General features: G+C 63.5%; 20 protein-coding genes and 1 riboswitch. Of the genes, 10 read left to right on the top strand and 10 right to left on the bottom strand.

Annotation, left to right across the window (positions count from 1 at the left end):
• Positions 1-60 precede the first annotated feature (60 nt).
• Entirely contained in the window at positions 61-1,485 is a 1,425-nt protein-coding gene (locus H292_RS0108355) for an aminotransferase-like domain-containing protein (RefSeq protein ID WP_027498688.1), read from the bottom strand.
• Here H292_RS0108355 and H292_RS0108350 point away from each other — a divergent pair.
• Positions 1,484-2,425: a DMT family transporter gene (locus tag H292_RS0108350; protein ID WP_027498687.1), complete on the top strand. Its 942-nt coding sequence runs from the start codon at positions 1,484-1,486 to the stop codon at positions 2,423-2,425. The genes H292_RS0108355 and H292_RS0108350 overlap by 2 nt on opposite strands.
• 2 nt (positions 2,426-2,427) lie before the next feature.
• On the opposite strand, the gene H292_RS0108345 is transcribed toward H292_RS0108350, so the two are convergent.
• A complete protein-coding gene (locus H292_RS0108345) occupies positions 2,428-2,934 on the bottom strand; it encodes a GNAT family N-acetyltransferase (RefSeq protein ID WP_020111098.1) in 507 nt (168 codons plus the stop codon).
• A gap of 24 nt (positions 2,935-2,958) precedes the next feature.
• A riboswitch (ZMP/ZTP riboswitch) is annotated at positions 2,959-3,039 on the bottom strand.
• Between the two features lie 42 nt (positions 3,040-3,081).
• Between H292_RS0108345 and H292_RS0108340 the strand changes: the two genes are divergently transcribed.
• Both H292_RS0108340 and H292_RS0108335 read left to right on the top strand, forming a co-directional pair.
• Complete coding sequence (locus H292_RS0108340) at positions 3,082-3,585, top strand: GNAT family N-acetyltransferase (RefSeq protein ID WP_230594344.1); 504 nt, start codon at positions 3,082-3,084, stop codon at positions 3,583-3,585.
• 48 nt (positions 3,586-3,633) lie between these two features.
• Complete coding sequence (locus H292_RS0108335) at positions 3,634-4,992, top strand: FAD-binding oxidoreductase (protein ID WP_020111096.1); 1,359 nt, start codon at positions 3,634-3,636, stop codon at positions 4,990-4,992.
• A 13-nt stretch (positions 4,993-5,005) separates the two neighbouring features.
• On the opposite strand, the gene H292_RS0108330 is transcribed toward H292_RS0108335, so the two are convergent.
• Positions 5,006-5,401 (bottom strand): hypothetical protein, encoded by a 396-nt coding sequence (locus H292_RS0108330; RefSeq protein ID WP_141216197.1) that lies wholly within the window; start codon positions 5,399-5,401, stop codon positions 5,006-5,008.
• A gap of 69 nt (positions 5,402-5,470) precedes the next feature.
• On the bottom strand, positions 5,471-6,223 hold the full coding sequence (locus H292_RS0108325) for a phosphotransferase family protein (RefSeq protein ID WP_020111094.1): 753 nt from the start codon (positions 6,221-6,223) through the stop codon (positions 5,471-5,473).
• A gap of 64 nt (positions 6,224-6,287) precedes the next feature.
• Between H292_RS0108325 and H292_RS0108320 the strand changes: the two genes are divergently transcribed.
• Positions 6,288-6,947: a hypothetical protein gene (locus H292_RS0108320; protein WP_019667591.1), complete on the top strand. Its 660-nt coding sequence runs from the start codon at positions 6,288-6,290 to the stop codon at positions 6,945-6,947.
• A 140-nt stretch (positions 6,948-7,087) separates the two neighbouring features.
• Here the strand turns inward: H292_RS0108320 and H292_RS0108315 are convergent, their stop codons facing one another.
• The 3 genes from H292_RS0108315 to H292_RS0108305 form a co-directional block, all read right to left on the bottom strand.
• Entirely contained in the window at positions 7,088-8,272 is a 1,185-nt protein-coding gene (locus tag H292_RS0108315; protein WP_027498684.1) for an epoxide hydrolase family protein, read from the bottom strand.
• 118 nt (positions 8,273-8,390) lie between these two features.
• Entirely contained in the window at positions 8,391-8,756 is a 366-nt protein-coding gene (locus H292_RS0108310) for a hypothetical protein (protein WP_141216198.1), read from the bottom strand.
• 88 nt (positions 8,757-8,844) lie between these two features.
• Positions 8,845-10,158, bottom strand: coding sequence for an aspartate aminotransferase family protein (locus tag H292_RS0108305; RefSeq protein ID WP_020111090.1), 1,314 nt, complete (start codon positions 10,156-10,158; stop codon positions 8,845-8,847).
• A gap of 206 nt (positions 10,159-10,364) precedes the next feature.
• On the opposite strand from H292_RS0108305, the gene H292_RS0108295 reads away from it, so the two are divergent.
• On the top strand, positions 10,365-10,649 hold the full coding sequence (locus tag H292_RS0108295) for a hypothetical protein (protein WP_020111088.1): 285 nt from the start codon (positions 10,365-10,367) through the stop codon (positions 10,647-10,649).
• A 127-nt stretch (positions 10,650-10,776) separates the two neighbouring features.
• Here H292_RS0108295 and H292_RS0108290 read toward each other — a convergent pair whose 3' ends face one another.
• Entirely contained in the window at positions 10,777-11,670 is an 894-nt protein-coding gene (locus tag H292_RS0108290) for a LysR family transcriptional regulator (RefSeq protein WP_020111087.1), read from the bottom strand.
• Positions 11,671-11,743: 73 nt separating this feature from the next.
• On the opposite strand from H292_RS0108290, the gene dapA reads away from it, so the two are divergent.
• The gene (dapA, locus tag H292_RS0108285) at positions 11,744-12,625 is read left to right on the top strand and encodes a 4-hydroxy-tetrahydrodipicolinate synthase (RefSeq protein WP_020111086.1); all 882 of its coding nucleotides are present in this window, start codon (positions 11,744-11,746) and stop codon (positions 12,623-12,625) included.
• 8 nt (positions 12,626-12,633) lie between these two features.
• Here dapA and H292_RS28095 read toward each other — a convergent pair whose 3' ends face one another.
• Positions 12,634-12,828 carry a hypothetical protein gene (locus H292_RS28095; RefSeq protein WP_141215417.1) on the bottom strand — a complete coding sequence of 65 codons (195 nt, stop codon included), beginning with the start codon at positions 12,826-12,828 and terminating at the stop codon, positions 12,634-12,636.
• Positions 12,829-12,963: 135 nt separating this feature from the next.
• Between H292_RS28095 and H292_RS0108275 the strand changes: the two genes are divergently transcribed.
• The 4 genes from H292_RS0108275 (at position 12,964) to H292_RS0108260 (ending at position 16,812) form a co-directional block, all read left to right on the top strand.
• On the top strand, positions 12,964-14,268 hold the full coding sequence (locus tag H292_RS0108275) for a lipase family protein (protein ID WP_020111085.1): 1,305 nt from the start codon (positions 12,964-12,966) through the stop codon (positions 14,266-14,268).
• Positions 14,269-14,321: 53 nt separating this feature from the next.
• Complete coding sequence (locus tag H292_RS0108270; RefSeq protein WP_141217840.1) at positions 14,322-14,918, top strand: YoaK family protein; 597 nt, start codon at positions 14,322-14,324, stop codon at positions 14,916-14,918.
• Positions 14,919-14,986: 68 nt separating this feature from the next.
• On the top strand, positions 14,987-16,411 hold the full coding sequence (locus H292_RS0108265; protein WP_020111083.1) for an MFS transporter: 1,425 nt from the start codon (positions 14,987-14,989) through the stop codon (positions 16,409-16,411).
• Positions 16,408-16,812 carry a MarR family winged helix-turn-helix transcriptional regulator gene (locus H292_RS0108260; protein WP_020111082.1) on the top strand — a complete coding sequence of 135 codons (405 nt, stop codon included), beginning with the start codon at positions 16,408-16,410 and terminating at the stop codon, positions 16,810-16,812. Before H292_RS0108265 ends, H292_RS0108260 begins: the two co-directional genes overlap by 4 nt.
• Before the next feature lie 15 nt (positions 16,813-16,827).
• On the opposite strand, the gene H292_RS0108255 is transcribed toward H292_RS0108260, so the two are convergent.
• Positions 16,828-18,813, bottom strand: coding sequence for a hypothetical protein (locus H292_RS0108255; protein WP_019662780.1), 1,986 nt, complete (start codon positions 18,811-18,813; stop codon positions 16,828-16,830).
• Between the last annotated feature and the right edge of the window lie 32 nt (positions 18,814-18,845).

The following is an 18,845-nucleotide window of genomic DNA, read 5'->3' as shown; positions in this document are numbered from 1 at the left end:
AATTCCGTTGCTGTCACGGGCTTCGTCCAGTGCAGCTCGATCGAAGAGTACTGAGCCCGTTCACAATCGGGAGGTCGAAGACCGAGAGCGCTCGACAGCCGAGCCAATTTCGCGTGCGGCAATCGGGTAGTCACCGGGGTTCCGACCTGCGAAGTTGAGGCGAAGATACTTTCCTGTTGGTTCGGCCGGGAAGTAGTCGTCTCCTGCGCCGACGATGACGCCAGCCGACCTGCACTCGGAGACCACGACGTCGAGATCCGTCTCGTCGGGGAGCCTCAGCCACAGGTTCAGTCCACCTGCCGGTATGCCTTCGAGTTTCCCCGTTGGAACGTGCTCTTCGATGCTCGTCACGAGAAGATCGCGGCGGGCGGCCAATTGACTGTGGAGACGAGTGAGATGCGTCCGCCATGCCGGCTGAGTGACGACGTCCAAGGCGACGGTCTGAAGAATCGAACTCACGTACATGGACTCCGCGCTCGTGTCCGCGATGATCCGTTCCCGAGCGGGTCCGCGGGCGATGATTGCTGCAACCCGCACCGCGGGTGACACGCTCTTGGTCAATGCTCGCGAATACACGACACGTCCTGTGTCGTCTCGGGCTGCCAGGGGGCTCGGGTGCGCCGAAATTCCGAAGTCATGAGCAGAGTCGTCTTCGATGATGAACGCCCCATGTTGTTCGGCGATCTTCAGAACCTTCTCCGCGAGTTCCGGTTTCCACAACGCGCCGGTCGGGCTCGCGAAGTTGGGTTGGGCATAGAACGCGCGAGCACCGGTGCTCTCGAACGCTCGTCGAAGTTCCTCAGGGTCGGGCCCGGTGAATCCGGAAGGAACAGGAACGACATCGACGCCGGCCTGGGCTGCTGCCAGGATTGCGCCCCAGTACGTCGGCGACTCCATCAGTAAAGGCCGGCCCGCTCCGACCAGTGCTCTGAACGCAGTGCTCAGGCCTGTCTGACTGCCGGGTATCACCGTCACGTCGCTCGACGACGGTGGATTGATTCCGGGGGAAGTGATCGACGCGAGTTCTCGAGCGAACCATGATTGCAGCTCGGGTAGACCTGCGGTCGGTGGTCGATCGACAATGGCGTCACTTCGTACAGCCCGGGCGAAAGCACTACGTACGAGCTTCTCCGGCAGCAACGTTCGGTCCGGGTAACCCGAGTGAAGTGAGACCACGTCGTTCGACGGCGACTGAAGCGCTGCCGGTAGTTTGAGCCGTGTCACGGGGGCGCCGAGTGCGGCGGTTTGCCAACTATAATCGTTGGCTCGGACCGATGTGTTCTCACGCACGAACGTGCCCACGCCGGGCCTGCTCTCGACCACCCCCTGCGATACCAGGACGCGAAGCGCTTTCTGTACGGTCACCGGACTTGCACTGTGTTCGACGACGAGAGAGCGCGTGGACGGCAGCTGCGCGCCAGGTGGGGCGGAGGCGATCCATCGACGTAGGGATGCAACGATCCGCGAACTGCTATCGTCAGACATGAGCCCCCATAGTAGCGCTACTTGTAACCGCGCATCGGCGATATCGTACGTACCCGGCCCGGGAATTCTGTGGGGGTTAGTCGGTGTCGTGGCGTTCTCCCTGACAGTTCCTCTCACTCGTGTGGCCGTCCTGGGCGGCATGCCGGCGTTGTTCGCGGGGGTAGGGCGCGCCGTAGTCGCTGCCGCGCTCGCCGTCCTGGTGCTGGGAGCTACTCGGCAGCGGCTACCGAACGGGATGCAGTGGGCTCGTCTGGCTGTCATCGCCTCTGGCGTGGTGGTCGGATTTCCACTGCTGACCTCGTATGCCCTGACGACCGCCTCTGCCAGCCACAGCGCAATAGTCATCGCACTTCTGCCCGCCACCACCGCAGTGGTCGCAGTCGCGCGAGGCAAGGAGAAGGTCCGTACAGCATTCTGGCTCATGGCTGTTCTCGGGGCGACGGCGGCGTTGGGGTTCTCTGTCGTGAGGAGCGGAGGATGGTCTGTGCCGCAATGGTCCGACCTACTGCTGCTGGCCGCTGTCGTCAGTGCGGCCATCGGGTACGCCGAAGGCGGGCTACTGTCAAGGGAATTGGGATCGTGGCAGACGGTGTCGTGGGCTTTGATAGTGGCTTTGCCGGTAACGGTCCCGTTGACATTCTTATCGCTCGACGGATTGTCCGAGATCGAGCCGAAGGCCTGGGCTGCGTTCGGCTACTTGGCTTCGATCAGCATGTATCTGGGTTTCTTCGCATGGTACAGAGGCCTCGCCATCGGTCCGATCACCAACGTCAGCCAGGTTCAACTTGTTCAGCCCGTTCTGAGTCTTGGTTGGGCTGCAGTCATTCTTCACGAGTACTTGACTTGGTCGTCGGCGCTGGGTGGTGCAGTCGTCGTTGTATGCGCAGCGATGACCGTGCGAACGCGATCATCTCCCGAAAGACTGCGAGCGCGAAAGTAGGCCTATGGCCACGTCTTCAGACGTTTCTCGAAGAGTGTCACGCTGAACCATTTTCCGTCCTCGAATTCGCGACGACCGACTTCGGTGAAACCTTGACCGAGGTAGTACCGGCGGAGCGTGGGATTGGTTTCGGCGCAATCCAATCGAACACGCGAGATGCCTGCGTCGGCTGCCGAGCGGGCCGCGTGGTCGAGCATGGCTGCACCCAGGCCGGTGCCCGCATGACAGCGATCGATGACGAGTCCGTGTACGTACAACGCGTCGCCGTCGTCGGGCCAGATCTCGGGGTCCGACCGTATCGTGCGCATTGCGGCCACGATTGGCGACGACCCGGGATACCGAGCGACGACGAACTCACCGCGCGAGACCTGCAGTCGAACGGTGGACAGCGGAACTTCACCCGGAGACCACTGGTCGATCGAGCGGGATGCCAGCCAGTCCTCGGCAGCATGTCGAAGAGCCAAAATAGCTGGTGCATCGTTTGTTCGGGCGGCCCGCACGTCGAGCATGGGTCCTCTCTTTCACCGGTATCGGTGAAACACCCAGGCGGACGATGTTTCGTGTTCACAGGCTCCCTGATGGTGACCCATCCTTCGCCAGTCGCCTGCAGAAAAATGTAGCAGTGCCGAGGGTGGCGCTCGGTTAGTCTGGTCGCTGTGTCTTTCCGCATAATGCCTGTCGACGGACGATCCTGGCAGTCGTTCCGCGATCAGCGGTTGGAGATGCTGGCGGATTCACCGAAGGCCTTCGTCGAGACGCTCGACTCCGCGACGGCCCAGACCGACAACCAGTGGCAACAGCGCGCCGAGAGCACGAACTCGGCGTTGTCCTGCGGCTTCGCTGCAGTGGACGACACGGACGCGTGGCTCGGAATCATGCGCGCACGCATCGAGGACGGCAAAGTCTTCCTGCTCGGCGTCTACGTGTCGCCGACGGCGCGTGGAGGGGGCGTCGCCGACGCACTGTTGCGCGAAATCGAGCAGTGGGTGTACCGGCAAGGGCACCGTACCTTGACCCTGGAAGTCCACGAGGCGAACGGGCGGGCGCAAGCCTTCTACCGACGCATGGGGTTCGCAACCACAGGTGAGACCGTTCCCTATCCCTTGGCGCCGGACGAGCTCGAGATCGTCATGACGAAGCGGGTCGTGTGCGCAGGTTGAACTCCCGCGTTCGGGCCGTGTAGCGGTCGACGCACTACCCTTCGAAGTATGGAGTTCGATGACGTGCTCGACGCCGCCGCCCCGGGACGGGTTTCGCGAGACGCCGACGTCATGGCCTCGTATTCGGTCGATTGGACTCGGCGTTGGAGTGGACGACCGCGTGCGGTGGTGCGCCCCGAGTCTGCAGAGCAAGTTGCGGACGTGTTGAGAGCCTGCACCCAGCACGGGGTTGCGGTGACGGTGCAAGGCGGCAACACCGGGCTCGTCGGAGGTGCTGTTCCGTCCGATGGAAGTGTGGTTCTGTCGACGCGTGCGTTGCGCTCACACGGACCGGTCTCGGCGGACGGTTCCGTCACGGTCGGGGCCGGTGTCACTCTCGTCGAGCTCGAAACGCTTGCCGCCGAGGCGGGCTACACCGCTGGTTTGTCACTGGCGTCGGGAGAGTCGGCCACCGTCGGCGGCGCCGCATCGGCCAACGCAGGTGGGGCACGCGTGTTGCGCTACGGCTCGGCTCGCCATCGTATTTCAGGACTCCGAGCCGTCTTGCCGAGTGGCGATATCGTCGACCGTGGGACATCGCTGGTGAAGGACAACACGGGCTACGATCTGACGAATCTGCTGATCGGATCCGAAGGAACGCTCGCCGTCATCACCGACGTCACTTGGAAGTTGGTCCGTCCGCTGACCGACCACTTGGTGATAGCGATGTCGTTCCCCGACGTCCGAGCCGCTGTCGATGCCCTCCCGACGATCCTGCAGCTGCCCCAGATCGACGCCGTCGAATGGGCCGAAGGTGCCGCAGTGAGCCGCGTTGCGGAACACTCCGGTACACCGACGCCATTACCCGCCGAGGGTTTCTGGGTGTTCGCAGAGATGGGTTCTTCTCTCGTCGGCGCGGAGCCGGTGCTGGAGGCGTTGATGTCCGGCGGGCTGGACAGCAGCAGAATTGCGATCGCGGAATCCGCTGCGGAACGTCGGGCACTGTGGTCGTTCCGCGAGCGAATCACCGAATCGATCTCTACTGCTGGGGTTCCCGTCAAGCTCGACGTCGGTGTACCAGCCGAGCGGTTCGAAGAGTTCGTCGGCTCGATCACGGACGCAGTCCACTCAGTCGACATAGATGCTGTGCCCGTTCTGATCGGTCACTTCGCCGAGAGCAACATCCATGTCAACATCCTGCCCGGTGCCGGTACATTCGCAGACGACGTTGCCGGAGCGTTGGAAGATGCTGTCCTGGAACTGGTTTTGAGTCACGACGGCACCATCAGCGCCGAACACGGCATCGGCCGAGCCAAACGTAGATGGCTGATCCGCCAACGTGGTGAAACGCAGTTGGCAGCCATGGCGCTGCTCAAGAACGCATGGGACCCACACCGCATCCTCAATCCTGGTGTGCTGCTGGATTGACCGCGGAGTACGGTCAGGACCAGGTCGATTCCCTCCGGTTCGGGGCAACCGTGTACGCACACACGTAACTCGCGGTCAGCAGCACTACAAGAACTATGGCCGACGTCGGAAAACCTGCCCGGTCGAGCGACATGTCGCCTGTACTCGCCATCGCCCACGTCATCACGCCGAGGGCGAGAAGAGCGACCGCTGCTGTCGAACATACCGCGAACCGGTGCTTCCACAACCGTACCGAGCGTGCCGGCAACATCCGATCGGTCGCAAGCGCCACGTGCCCTCCCGCAACCGCCCCCGCGCCGATGAACAGGCCCGCCAGTCCTCCGACGACGGCCGGGACGACGAAGCCGCCGACTCCGATCACCGGAACCGTCGCCGCAGCTCCCGCCACAGCGCCAAGTGCCGCGAACACAACGAGCACTCTTCCCACCCACGTCACGGACCAACTAGAACACGAAGGTTGCTTATCCGAAAATCTTCCTCACCGGCCCGCCAGGCGAATCAGGACATCGACTTCGCACCCTGGGGCGGCTGGATCGAATCCGTGCTCGTGCAGCCAACGAATTCCTCTGAGACTTCGCACCGACCACCATGCCCGGATGACCTCCCTGTCCACGGCGGACCCGTATCCCTCGAGGACGTCTGGGAGGTGTTCCGGGTGTCCCATCGTCAGTGTGGCCAGGTCGTACAGAGCGTCGCCTTGGGCGGCCTCAGACCAGTCGATCACTCCGGTCACGCGGTCGTCCAACACGAACACGTGGGAGGGTTGTAGGTCCCCGTGCACGAAGGCAGGGGCCCATGGGCGTAGTGCTTTCGCGGCCATTCGACGGTTGATCTCGACGATCTCACTCGACACGAGACCGCTGGTCCTCAACCAGGCGCATTCCCGGTCGAGCTCGTTCGAAATTGCGGCCGGGCTAGGTCCGGTCCGTGATGGGAGTGGTGCGCGGTGCAGAGTGCGGATTGCCGCACCGGCGGCGGCCCAGGAACGCGGCGTTGCCGTTGCCGGTGTGCCGAGATTGCCGAGTGGAGTCCCCGGGACAGCGCCGAGCGCGAGCACAGGGGCGCGTTGCCACAGGACGTGCGGCGTCGGGACGGGCGCCCGACCCATGGCATCGACCTCGATGTGGATGTTCGACGGATCGGTGTCGATTTTCAAGAAGACGTCGCCGACACGTACTGTTGCGCGATCTCTGTGCGCGACGACGACTTCGAGTCCGTTCACGTCGGCCATTATGTCCGCGAAGGCAGACCGAGTCAGTTCATTTTCCTCTGAGCGTCGCAGATAAGGTCCGTTCATGCGAAGCAAAAAAGGACGCAGCGGCGTATGGGTCGATATCGCAGTGGTGGCAGCCATCGTGGGAACGGGAGTAGTGGTTGCGGGGATCACCGACACTTCTTCGTCCACCGATCTGGCGATTCCCGGTTGCGAGGAGGTGATTCAGGAAGAGGATCTGATGCGAATCAACTACGCATTCACCACGGGCGCTGAAGTTGCTCGTGCAGACGAGCCGTGGATTGCCGACAGCAAATTGAATGGAATGACCGAGGCGCTCGTCGGTGCGTTGCCGGCAGGTACGGTTGTCGAACCGAATTCCGTCACTTCGCGATTGGAATTCTCCGGTGACCGAGAGACCTACAGTGTCGCAGGTTCGACCGCCGATGCAGGTGCATCCGGGACGATTACGTCGGACGGTCGAACTGGTCTGCTGGATGTAATCGTTGGACGCGCCGACCAGCCACCGGGCCCGTGCTTCGTTGGGACGGTCGACGAGCGAGTCACGTCCCAGGACGGCGCCGTCTTCGATGTCCAGGATCGCGGGGATACCCGACGGGTCGTCGCCATTACACCGGATGAAACGCGAATCGAAGTGACGTCCGTCGGGGTGTTGACGATCGACCAGCTGACCGACATCGCCTCGGCGCCCGGACTGAGAATCAACGCGCCCGGTCGATAGGCGGTTTGCTGGGCGGGGTGTGACACTTGTGCATTCTGCAAGCGGGATTTCGCCTGCACACGACGCAAGTGTTACACCAGAACCGCGAGGAACACGGTGGGCGAGGATTTCGCCTGTCGAATCTCTCGCTTTCTGAGGCGTCAGCTGTTTCCCTGTTCGGTAGCCAGAATCACGGCCGCCAGGCCTTCTCTCAGGTCTGCGACGAAATAGTCGGGGCGTTCCAATGACGGGAAGTGCCCACCCGACTCGGGTTCTTGCCAATGGACGATGTTTCGAAAGCGTTGCTCCGCCCATGGTCGTGGGTTCTTCTCGATGTCGCGGGGGTACGTTGTAATTGCGGCGGGGACATCTACGCGTAGTTCGGGATCGAGTGAGTCGTGGCTCTCGTAGTAGATCCGAGCCGATGAGGCGCCGGTCCGTGTGAGCCAGTAGAGAGTGACGTTGTCGAGGAGTTTGTCCAGCGGAATCGATTCCAGCGGAGAGTCTCGATTATCGGTCCATTCAGCGAATTTGTCGAGAATCCACGCGAGCAGCCCCACAGGTGAATCGACCAGGGAATAGCCGATGGTTTGCGGGCGGGTTGCCTGCTGCTTGGCGTAAGCAATGCTTCCGACTTTGAAAGCCTTTGTCTGTGATACCCATTCGAGCTCTGCAGGGTTGAGGCCGTTGGTCGTCACGCCCGGCGGAGGCTGGGCCAGAGTTGTGTGTATCCCCAACAGGCGTTCCGGGAAGCGTCCGCCGAGTATGGTCGTGATTATCCCTCCCCAATCGCCGCCGTGCGCAACAAAGTTGCTGTAGCCGAGTCTGTCCATCAGCTCGACCCAGGCAGTCGCGATCCGGTCGGTTCCCCACCCTGTGGAGCTCGGTTTGTCGCTGAACCCGAATCCCGGCAGCGATGGGACTACGACGTGAAAGGCCGGAGAATCAGGTGATACGGGCTCTGCGAGCTTGTCCACAACGTCGACGAACTCGGCAATGCTGCCCGGCCAGCCGTGTGTGACTATCAGCGGGGTGGCGTCGTGCCTGCTCGAGCGTCGGTGGAGAAAGTGGATCTCGAGACCCTCGATTGTTGTGTAGAACTGGCCGATTTCTGCGACTCTCGATTCGAAGGACCGCCAGTCGTAACTTGTGTGCCAGTAACGAACAACTTCGACGAGGTCATCGAGCGGCACACCCTGACTCCATCGGAGTGAACGCGGCAGCGAATCGCGAACGGTCTCGGGTTCGGGGAACCGCGTTGCGGCCAATCTGCGTACGAGTTCGTCCAGATCTGCGTCGGACACCCGTGACCGAAACGTATGGACTTCGTCGATTCGACCGACCATGGCAACCCCTTCGTCGACGGCAGTCTGTCAATCATGGGTGACTTTTCAGCGTCGTAACAGTGGCCTTCGAGCCATTACTCGCAACATTCAGGCCATAAAGGCATCGACCTGTTTGGGTCTACAGCGCCTGAAACGCCAGAGCCTGACTGAGAGCGAAGGCGGCTACTTCGACGGCGACGGCTGCAACGAGAAGCGACATCGCAAGGCTGGGAACGGCGAAGGCCAAGACACCGATGCCCAACGCGGCAAAGACATTTGCCGACATGACGGCAAGCAGCATCGGACGTAACGCGACGTGTGCTGTGCCTGTCCAGAGAAGTGTCGCCCATACCGCTACGAGCGCGGCGACGAGGAGAACAGGGAATGGGCCGACCGACAGATGATCGGCGATGAAACGCGAGCATGCTGCAATGCTCAGTGCAGCCCCCGCACAGTAGGCAGCATCCAATCGAAGCGACAAAGAACCAATTCGACGACCGTTCATGCGGACCCCTCGGTGAATTCTACGGAAAGTACCCGGCTCGGTCCTGCGCCTGAGCTCAGTGACCCGATCGAGGATCTGAGACCGGTCGTCAGGAAGAAGAGCTACCGGCCAGGACGGCTGAGATGGAGGCGTCGAGGATGTCGATGCCGTCGTGTAGTTCGGTTTCGGTTGTCGTCAGTGGGGGAGCGATGCGGAAGATGCCGCCCATTCCCGGTAGCTGGACGATATTGAGGTGCAGTCCACGCTCCAGGCAGGCGGTGGTCACTTTCTTGCCCAGGTCGTCGGCGGGGTTCTTCGACTCCTTGTCGGTGACGAATTCGAGTCCGCGTAGCAGGCCACGGCCCCGGACGTCGCCGACGACTTCGTAGGTGTCGCGCAGTGCGTCGAGGCGGTCGGAGAGCTGTTCGCCGAGTTTTGCGGCTTGCTCGACGAGTCCGTCGCGTTCGATGACGTCAAGCACGGTGTTTGCGACGGTGGCAGCCAACGGATCCGATGCGTGGGTGGTCAGGAACAGGAAACCTTTGTCGTTGCAGACGTTCTCGATCTCGTCGCCGGTGATCACCGCGGCGACGGGAAGCCCTGCGCCGAGAGTTTTGGACAGAGTCAGGATGTCCGGGAAGACCCCATCGCGTTCGAAGGCATACATCCGGCCGGTGCGGCCGAGGCCGGTTTGCGCTTCGTCGAGAACGAGCAGCATTCCGCGTTCGACACAGAGTTCTTTGAGCCGTGCCAGGTAGCCGACGGGCGGATCGATGATGCCGCCGGACGACAGGATGGGTTCGACCAGACAGGCCGCAAGTGCGCCGGTGGACTGTCTGTCGATGAGCGAGAAGCCGTAATCGAGCTCGGTCTCCCAGTCGTAGGAGCCGTCGGCACGCCGAAACCGAGGCCGGTAGGAGTCAGGCGTCGGCAAGGTCAGATTGCCGGGGATCACCGGGCCGTATCCTCGTCGTCCGGCGGAGAAGGTCGCGGCCGCCGCGCCGGACGTCATACCGTGCCAGGACCGATCGAACGAGACGACCTCGTATCCGCCGGTGTACAACTTGGCCATTTTCAGAGCCGCTTCGTTGGCCTCCGCGCCGGTGGTGAGCAGTAGCGTCCTGCTGAGTTCCGGCGGGAGGGTGGCGGCGAGCTTGGTGGCGAGGTCGACCACGGGTCTGCTCAACATCCCGCTGAAGAGGTGGTCCAGCGATCCGACGGACTGCGACACCGCTCGAACGATGTCCGGGTGGGAATGGCCGAGGACTGCGCTCATCTGGCCCGAGGTGAAGTCCAGTATTGCCTGGCCGTCGCTGTCGTACACGTACGTGCCTTCGGCCCGTTCGATGATGCGGGGCGTGAACGTCACGCCGTAACGAATCAGGTGGCGATCGGCGTCGCTCCAGAAGCTGTCGGTGCTCATGGGCGTCTCCTCGATTCGGCGGCCCTCCGGTCACGCACAGACTAAGCCACGCGGTGCCGATCCGTCGGCCCATGACGAATGTCATCTCGATTCCGTGACGATGTCAGCCGAGCTCGTGATCCTGCGCACTGTTGCCGAACAGCGGACGACGACAAGATCGTAAGTGACCGAAAGCCAAGCTGCAGAACACGATAGAAGGAGTCATTATGAAGAAGCTCGCCATCCGCACCGCCACTGTCGCTGCCTTGATCGGAGGGCTCGGTGCTGCCGGCGCAGCAGTCGCCACGGCCGATACGGTGACCGAACTTGTCCCGGCTATGAACGGCGGCGCTTACTGCCTGGTCGTCCAGGACGACGGGACAGAGCAGTTGCTGTACAGCAGCTTCCGCTGCGACGAAGTACAGGCCGACATCGACGAGAAGGCCCGTCAGGACGAGCGTCGCGAAGAGCGCAAGGAAGAACGACGCGAAGAGCTCCTTCGCAACGGCTGATCGCACGGCAAGTCCATGAACGAAGTAGCTCTGCCGGAACAGATTTCGATCGAAGGGCTCATCAGCCCGCCCGACCGGCCCGGCGCGTCGATTTCACCGCCACGGACTCGGGCACACGCCGCGTCGTTTATGTGGCAACGAGTGCGTCGACGAGTGCTCGGATGGCCGGGCTGGAATCTGCACTGCGGCGCCAGACGGCGTGCAGTTCACGGGTTGGTGGGCGACGCAGTTCGAGGGATACAAGGTGTTCGCCCAAAGGGGGACGTGCGAGTCGAGGGATGAGTGCGACGGCGTTCGTCGACGCCACCAAGGCGAGTTGGCTGGAGAAGTCGTCGACCAGGTGCCGGACGTCGGGACTGTCCGGCAGGTCGGCGACGACGCGTCGAAACCATTGGTGGCACACGGTTCCCGGTGGACTCGTCACCCAGGTGAGACCGGTCAGTGCGGAGGCGGGCAACGGGTGAACTTCGCGGGTGAGTGGGTGATCTCGATGGACGACGATGTCGCCGATGTCGGTGTGCAACGACCGTCGGTTCAGAGACGGCGGTGTGGGGGCGATGAGTCCGTCTGCGTCGTGCACGAGGGCGATGTCGGCGACACCCGAATCGACGCTGTGAATCGCGCGGTCTGGATCTTGTTCGGTGATCTGCAGGCTCAGCTGTGGGCATGCCGCGCCGAGGGCGCGCATCGCCGGAGCAAGCACACCGCGGATGGCGGTGGAGAAGGCTGCGACCCGCAGAGTGCCGCGCGGTGCACCGTCGGCCACGGAACGTGCGGCTTCGGCGCATCGTTCCAGTGCATCGAAGACGTCGGGAGAGGAGTCGACGAGTGCCTGGCCTGCCGGTGTCAGCACGACACCGCGCCCTGACTGCGCGAGAACCCGAAGACCCAGCTGGCGTTCGAGTCGCTTGATCTGCTGTGAGACGGCAGAGGCCGTGAAGCCGAGTTCGTCGGCGGCCTTCGCCAAGGTGCCCAGGGTGGCCACTGACCTCAGAGCATGTAGCGATGCGACGTCGACCATGAAGCGATGCTACGCATTATCGGCGAAAAACCATCGCTGGACCGAAGGCTTACTGCGTCGCACACTTCTGTGCATGACCACCGAACAGCTCTTCGGCACCAACTGCGTCGCCATGGTGACGCCGATGACCAAGGATGGAGAGCTCGACGAGCACTCCCTCGGCAGGCTCGTCGACCATCTCGTCGCCACGGGGTGCGACGGCATCGTCGTCGCAGGCACGGCGGGGGAGGCGCCCACGCTCACGGACGCCGAGACGGAGAAGCTCGTCGCCGCGGTGGTGTCGCGAGTCGACGGACGAGCGAAGGTGACGGCCGGCGTCGGAACCTACGACACCGCGGCCAGCGTCGCGCGGGCTCGTCGCGCGGAAGCGGCGGGCGCCGACGGGCTGCTCGTCGTCTGTCCCTACTACTCGCGGCCTACGCAGGCGGGCATCGTCGCGCACTGCACTGCCGTCGCCGACGCGACGAATCTCCCGGTGATGTTGTACGACGTGCCGGCGCGGTCCGGCACGGCGTTCTCGCCCGAATCGTTGATTCTGCTGGCCGAGCATCCGCGAATCCGAGCGGTCAAGGATGCCAAAGGTGACCTGTACGAGGCCGCGACGGTGATGTCTCGGACATCTCTCGCCTACTACTGCGGAATCGACGAGCTCAACCTGGCGTACTTGGCAATCGGCGCAACAGGACTCGTCAGTGTGGTGGGCAATCTCGTCGGCGATCGGAACGCGGCCCTCGCGGATGCGGTGCGGCGAGGTGACCTCGTCTCCGCTCGTCGAATCCAGAACGAACTGCTCCCGCTCACCGACGCCGTCATGCGTACGTCTCAGGGCGCGATCATGGCCAAGGCAGCGCTGGCGGAGATCGGCGTCATAGACTCTGCGGCAGTGCGACTTCCGCTGCTCGAATCGCCTCCGGAGGATCTTAGACGCCTGTCCGCCGCGACGAGAGAGTGCTGAACGGCGTTCTACAGCTTTCTGAGCCTCGTCAACTGGACAGCGCTGCCGATTGCCACGATGGGCCAACACACGATGGCGATCCACTCGCTGGTGGAACGTTCGCCGTGAGTGATGTCGTAGATCGCCAATACGGTCAGTGCGATACCGATCACGAGGGTGATCCAGTTGAGCCGCATGCGCGTTGCCGTCGACGTGGTTGTCATGGGAAGAAATGTACGACCGGACGGCGGGTTTTGCTCCCGAATTGTCCAGATGAGCGTGCCGGTGCGGTACGCCGACGGCGTGCGGCGTCCGGTCCGGGGTTAGTGTGACCCGGAGACTCGGACAAAGGGTGTGGGATGAGCGTCGTCGACGAAAAAGCCGGTAGATCTCCGTGGGAACCGCAGGAGATGCCGCGGCCGAACCGGGCAGCACGGCCGGATGCGGACCCGTTCTACGTCGCGCCCGACGGCTTCGAGGAGGCTGCGCCGGGTGATGTCCTGCGGTTCCGTGAGGTCGAGGTGGCGCTGTACGGGAAGATTCCGCAGCAGGTCGACGCGTGGCAACTGCTGTATCGGACGTCCGATCTCCACGGATCGCCGCAGGTCAGCGTCACCACCGTCTTGATGCAGCGCGGAGCGGTTGCCGAAACTCCGCGCCTCCTGTCGTATCAGTGCGCGATCGACGCGGTGTCGGCCACGTGCTTTCCGTCGTACGCGCTGCAGCGGGGCGCAAAAGCGTGGGGCGCGGTTCCGCAATTCGAGTTCGTCCTGGTGCTGCATGCGCTGCGCCGCGGCTGGGTCATCTCGATCCCGGACCACGAGGGTCCGGACGGGCACTGGGGCTCGCCCCGTGAGCCCGGCTTCTTCATCCTCGACGGGGTCAGAGCCTCGTTGCGGTTCGCACTGGCCGGACTGACCGACGACACCAAGGTCGGTCTGTGGGGCTACTCGGGCGGAGGGCTCGCGACGTCCTGGGCTGCGGAGATGGCCCCCGAGTACGCACCGGAGATCGCACTGGTCGGGGCGGCCCTCGGCTCACCCGTCGGCGATCCTGCGTCGGCTTTCACCAGGCTGAACGCGACGTTGCACGCCGGTCTGCCCACCTTGGTGGTCGAAGGGTTGCGTAGGACGTACCCGGATCTGGACAGGGTGGTCAGAGCCCACGTCAATGCCGACGGGCTGGCGTTGCTCGAGTCGGTGGACGACCTGACCACCGTCGCTGCCGTGCGCAAGCTCGCGAAGCACGATCTGGACAGGTACATCGACATTCCGCTCGCGGATCTGCTGGCTACACCGGAAATCCTCGAGGTGTTCGAGGCTATTCAGCCCGGTAGAACCGCTCCCACCGTCCCGATGCTCGTGGTGCAGGCCGTCCACGACCAGATCATTGCCGTCGACGATGTGGACGGACAGGTCGACCGCTACCTCGACAACGGGGTCCACGTCACGTACCTGCGTGACCGACTCAGCGAACATCTGTCCCTGCACCCCCTGTCCGCGCCGCTCACCCTCGACTGGCTACAGGACCGGTTCGACGGACGCCCGGTGCCGCCGTCGGGCGTCACCACGGTCTGGTCGACGGCGTCGTCCTTCGGTGCGGTCCGTGACCTTCTCGCGCTGGCGTGGTCGACGACGATGGCGGTCCTGGGCCGCCGGCTGTGAGTGAAAATGTGTCCTGGGGGACACATTTTCACTCACCTGGGGTCTTGCTTCTGATGCTCTCGTTCGGCGCAGGTGCGACAGATGCGTTCGCCTTCCTCGCACTCGGCGGCGTATTCACCGCGAACATGACGGGCAATCTGGTGCTCGTCGGACTGGTCGGCCGGGACGATTACCTTGCCAGCCTGGTCGGGGCCGCGATCGCCATCGCCGTGTTCTTCGTGGTTCTGCTGGCCGGGTTCCGCTACGCGCACCGCTCCGTGCGCGTCCCGACGTTGCCGTTGCTGGGGACGGCTGCGGCCGTCCAGGTGCTCACCCTCGTGGCGTGGTGGCTCGATGTAGGCGCCGTCGTCGCTCTGGTGGCGATGTCCGCGGCGGCGATGGCGTTGCAGACGGTGGTCGCGCGCTCGTCACTCCCCGAGGGAGGATTGTCCTCGACGTTCGTCACCGGAACGATGGTCAACATAGCCGACGACCTGGCCCGGGGCAGGACCGAGCATCTTGCGCTCAGGCTGGGCGCAATTGCCGCCTTGGTCGCGGGATCGTTCGCCGGTGCCCTGTCGATTCACGCCGAACCCCGACTCGGTCCCCTCGTGGCCGCGGTCGTCGCCTGTATCGGGTTGGCCCTGGCCGCTTTCGTCGTTCGCCGCTGACTTGCGTTGCGGCCTGCCGAGGTCGATACTCGAACTAATAGTTGTGTATCTACAAGTATTGGACTTCGATGAGCGAACTGACCAAGCGGCACCGCTACCTGGTGCTCGCAATCTGCTGCATGAGCTTGTTTCTCGTCAGCATCGACAACACGATCGTCAACGTCGCGCTGCCGGCGATCGGGTCCGACCTGCGGGCATCGGTGTCGGGTCTCCAGTGGATCATCGACGCATACACCTTGGTGCTGGCGTCGCTGCTGATGCTCGGCGGGTCGAGTGCGGACCGGTTCGGCCGCAAGAAGTTCTTCATGATCGGTACGGCACTGTTCATCGCGGGATCGTTGCTGTGCAGTGTCGCGCCGTCGCTGGGCTGGCTCGTCGCGTTCCGCATGGTGCAGGCCGTCGGAGGGTCGATGATGAACCCGGTGGCCATGTCGATCATCACCAACACCTTCACCGATCCGAAAGAACGCGCAGGAGCGATCGGAGTGTGGGGTGGCGTGGTCGGAATCTCGATGGCGGGAGGCCCGCTCATCGGCGGCGCACTGGTCACGTCGGCGGGTTGGGAGTCGATCTTCTGGGTGAACGTGCCGATCGGCCTGATCGCGCTGTTCATGACGTGGAAATTCGTTCCCGAATCCAAAGCAGCGCATGCACGACGCTTCGACCCGGCCGGGCAGGTGTTGATGATCGTGCTGCTTGCCAGCGTTGTGTTCACCATCATCGAGATGCCGACGAAGGGATGGTCTTCGCCGACGATCCTTGCCACTGCCACCAGCGCTGTGGCGTCACTCGTCGGTTTCCTGTACGTGGAGACTCATCGGACCGAACCCCTTGTGGAACTGAGCTTCTTCCGCAGCGTTCCGTTCTCCGGGGCGACCGTCATCGCCGTGTGTGCGTTCGGATCACTCGGCGGATTTCTGTTCCTCAACACGCTGTATCTGCAGGACGTGCGCGGATATTCGCCGCTGCACGCCGGCCTCTACACACTCCCGATGGCGTTGATGACGCTGATCCTCGCGCCGATATCGGGTCGGCTCACCGGTTCTCGCGGACCTCGAACCTCACTGGTGGTGGCAGGAGTCGGCTTCATCGTTTCGTCCCTGATGCTGACCCAGCTGACGGCGACGACGTCCTTCGCGTGGCTTGCTCTTCCCTACCTCGTGTTCGGTATCGGATTCGGGATGGTCAACGCACCCATCACCAACACCGCTGTGTCCGGAATGCCCCGTAGCCAAGCAGGAGTCGCGTCGGCGGTGGCATCGACGTCTCGGCAGGTGGGCCAATCGCTCGGTGTCGCAGTGGTGGGGTCGATCGTCACCGCCGGTCTCGTCGGCACCTTCGCCGACGGGTTCGTCGACGCCGCCCGTTCGGCGTGGTTCGTCATGACTGGTGCCGGAATCATCGTCCTCGCACTTGCTTTCGTCACGACCGGTTCGTGGGCTCGCGGCACAGCAGAGCGGGTTGCGGATCGGTCGTCGGAGCTCGTGGCATGAGCGCGGAGGACGTGTGGGGTGACATCCGTACGCTTGTCTTCGACCGAGCCGATCCGCACCGCGCCGTGGTCGCGGCGACAGGAGAGAGCTTCTATCGGTGCAAGGTACTTCGGCGACTGGTGCCCGGCCCTCTGTCGGCCGGAGCGCTCGCGGAACGACTGAACACCGACCCGCCGTATCTCTCGGTGACGCTGAAAGAGTTGGAATCTCGGGGATACGTGGTACGCACCGAAGACCCTGCCGACCGGAGGCGCCGGGTCGTCGAACTCACCGACTCCGGACGTGAGCTGGCCGACCGGGCGAATGCTGCACTGAACGCACCGCCCGCAGAGTTCGCGAATTTGTCAGCCGACGAATTGGAGCAACTCGAGACGCTGATGGGTAGGCTGCTCCGAAGCTGACAGGCAAATCCGGTGCTAACTCTCGGTACCCGGCATCCGGTCTGCACCCCAGCTGCGTTCGATGTAGCCGATGGTGTCCTGCACTGCCGATGCGGGAACCTTGTCCGGCTCGCCGTTCTCCAGCGGATCGGTGTGGAAGATGTACAGCCGAGACGCGAACTGCTCGAACGGAAGTGAGCCTTCGCCCGCTTTCTCGCCGTTACCGGCCGTGCCGACGACGACGCCGTCGCCCCAGTCCTGACCGCTGTCGTTGTTCGGGTTGAAGAAGTAGACCCGCATGACAGCGTCGGGGTCGGGGGCGACGCGCAGGATCGTGATGGCGTGCCACCCGATGTACCGTGCGGCGCTGTCGGTGACGGCGACACCTGCAGGCTGGGGATGCACCAGCGGTTGGCCCCCGTTGTATTCGAGATGGTACGACGCGTAGAACTGCCGAACGAAGTCGTCCAGGTCGATCAGGTTGCCCGTTGCGACATCGACGTCGATGTTGAATCCGCGTGCGGACCACCAGCCGTGGAACTCCGGGTTGACCCACTTGTGCGGATCCCCGGGGCGGTCGGCGCACCTACGAATCATCTCTGCGTAGATGCGATCCAGATGCGGAACCAGGAGCTGCGACACAGGATCCAGGTCGAGGGGAGCAGTGGTGGCCACGCCACCGGAGCTGTCCTTCGACGACAGTGGCTGCCCCTCGAAGTGCATGACGATCTCGTCGTCGCGCGCGGCCCACACCACCATCTGCAGGAGGTAGTCCGGGTCGTTGTACGCCCACATCGACAGCGCGCGAGCGGACTGGCACGTTGGATTGTCGCCCTGCCCGACGCCCAGCGGTTGCCCGAGCATCGACAGAAGCCCACCGAGCAAACGGGATTCGGGCTCCGGCGTCGGGCCGAACACGTCGACGAGCCGCTGACGTACGCCTGGTTCCAGTCGAAGCGCCAGCTGCCGCCACAGCGACGGCACGATCGGCGGTTGGTGCAGGATGCCGCGGTCGAGCATCAGGGCGATGCCGTACAGGCATTGCGCGGCATCGGGATGCACGGCTTCGACGATCAAGCAGTGGACCAGCTCCGGGTACCGCTGAAGGCAGGTTCGTCCGGTTTCGGAGACGCCGAGTGCTTCACCGAGCAGATAGGTGTTGTGCTCGATCAGGAATCGAACCAGCGTCGCGTGGTACGGCGAGACCAGACCGGTGTCGTGCATGGCCCGGGCGAACCCGCGAGCCTCGAACTCGAGACCCTCGGCGTCCATGGCGTCGAGGCGTGAGCGATACACGTCGACGCCCGGATCCTCGCGGCACGCCTCCGTCGGACCGAACAATGCCGAGATCAATCGATCGAGACCTTGCCCCGATGCCCCGAGATCCACCTCGGGGTCTTCGCGGTACACCGCGATGCGGGTCACCATGGCTTTGATGTGGTCGACCTGAATGGGCCGCTGCCGCAGTACCCGCCAGATCTCGTCGCCCAATTTGTCGAGGACGCTGTCGTATCCGATCTGGTCGGCGACGTAGCCGAACAGATCTCGGATGAGGTGCGCGACCCGGCCGAGCTTCACGCGCTCGGCCTCCGACGGTGCGGAGAACAGCACCTCGAGGTTCATCGCCAACACTTGCGACAGAAAGTGTTTCGCGTCCTCGGCACTGACCGCGGGGTGCGTGTACTCGCCTGCAGCGATTGCTACCAGCCGAAGCTCGCTCGTTGCCTCGAGGACGACGGTATCGATCACACCACTGCGCAGGGACGGCCCGACGAAACCGGGCACCAGGATGTCCGGATGCGCCCAGTCGGTACCGGTGAACAGCCCCGCCTCGTCCAACGCTGCGGCACGTTCACGGACTGCAGCGCATCCACCGCGTTGCAACAGAACTCGATGCAGCGCGTCGAGGACACGTTTGACCTTGGTGGTCTTGGAGAATTCAGGGGCCCCCGCCAATGCTTCGGTGGCGTGGTCGAGTTGTGCGACGCGACTGACCAGCGCCTGGTCGACGGGTGGGTCCAATGTCTGTGACGGACCGGTCGAGAAGTCCCCGA

This window comes from Rhodococcus sp. 114MFTsu3.1, assembly GCF_000383555.1.
Taxonomy (GTDB): domain Bacteria; phylum Actinomycetota; class Actinomycetes; order Mycobacteriales; family Mycobacteriaceae; genus Rhodococcoides; species Rhodococcoides fascians_E.
Note: the sequence above shows the minus strand (reverse complement) of the source record. Positions and strands in the feature narration are given on the sequence as shown.